The organism is Petrocella sp., assembly GCF_059865615.1.
Genome location: NZ_JCBCDA010000146.1, coordinates 1 through 1463, shown reverse-complemented (window position 1 = coordinate 1463; position 1463 = coordinate 1). Strand labels below are relative to the sequence as shown.

Sequence of the window (1463 nt, the reverse complement as noted above, 5' to 3'; positions counted from 1 at the left end):
GAAGTTCCTGGAGTAAGAAAAGAGGCTTTGCCTCGGTATGAGCTTTGCTCATATTTCTGAACACTTCATAGGAAAGTTACCTTGACGCATCATGTCAATCTTCAAGACATGATGCAAAAATAAAATAACTTTCCTATGAAGCATTGTGTTATTACGGTCTGTGGAAGGGTTTTCATGGGACCCCTTTATAGTGCTTAAAAATTCCCCTAATTGTATTAATTCCATACCAACCATACTTCCTCTTGCTTTATAACAAACGATTAGGTAAGATAGAAGAGTAGCCACATAAAGCAAAACAAAATTAGCAAGGGGAGGTAACCTATGTACCAGAACTATATATTTGATCTATACGGCACCCTCATAGACATCAAAACAGACGAATCATCCGAATCGGTATGGGAAAAAATAGCCGTATTCATGGGCTACCAAGGCACCTATATCAGTGGAAAAGAACTCAAGCAATCCTACGACAAATACGTAAAAAAATACCTATTACGGGTCAAAAACACAGACTATCCGGACATCGACATCACCGACGTATTCTATAAGATCTACAAAGACTTAGACACCAAAGCAAGCCCCAAACTCGTACAACACACCGTCAAAGCCTTTCGTGCCATTACAACAGAACATATACGGTTGTATCCCGGCGTCATGGATATGCTGCAAGAACTGAAAAAAAGTAAAAAACGCCTTTTCATACTCTCTAACGCACAGAGAGCTTATTTACAAGCAGAGATTAAGATGCTGGGCATCAAGAACATTTTTGATGAAATCTATGTATCCTCAGACAAAGGCATGTGTAAACCGGATCCGGCACTGCTTGAGATGGTACTGGCAGAAAACAGCCTTAAGAAAAAAGAAACCGTAATGATTGGAAAGGATTATGCCACAGACATCAAAGGTGCTATTGCAGCCGGCATTGACAGTCTCTATATCCATACCAATCTCAGCGATAAAAAAGCCAAGAGAGAAGAAGCAACCTTTGAGATTGCAGACGGCTTTCACGAAGACATCATCAAGCTGTTGGTCTTACAGCAATAAACTTAATGGAGAGATTACATGAAGACATTTGATAAGAAAGAAGTGGCAAAAGAAGGCCTAAAAGTAGGACTAAAAGCCTTTATCCTTACCTTTGGAATCGCCTTTGTAATAGCACTCATTATTAATATATCCGTGATTGAGCATCTGCAAGACTATCTCCAAGGGACACTCAGTCAGAACATTGGCTTTCGATTTGGCATGGTCATTAGAACCACTTCCATACTCATGAACATGGCCGTATTTAACACTTCCGGACAGATTCAACTGGGACTCCTGGCTTTCATCGGACTGCCTTTGTTCTCATTTTATCTGGCAGATCGAATGGATAACAAAAAAGAAGGCATGGATGATGTTGGCTTCTTCATCTACGGTGTAGCTTCAGGCGTCTACACTATACTTCTAATGACCATCGCCCTTAT

General features: G+C 40.4%; 2 protein-coding genes. Both read left to right on the top strand.

Translation table 11 applies throughout. The features are described from left to right. Positions 1-321: 321 nt before the first annotated feature. The gene (locus AC6F8J_RS14740) at positions 322-1044 is read left to right on the top strand and encodes an HAD-IA family hydrolase (protein ID WP_500724386.1); all 723 of its coding nucleotides are present in this window, start codon (positions 322-324) and stop codon (positions 1042-1044) included. 18 nt (positions 1045-1062) lie between these two features. Further along, on the top strand, positions 1063-1463 hold a 401-nt coding region (locus AC6F8J_RS14735), incomplete at its 3' end, for a hypothetical protein (protein WP_500724385.1).

What these genes read in the sequence shown, in the direction of transcription:
- AC6F8J_RS14740 (WP_500724386.1), top strand. Translation starts at nt 322, where the DNA reads ATGTACCAGAACTATATATTTGATCTATACGGCACCCTCATAGACATC.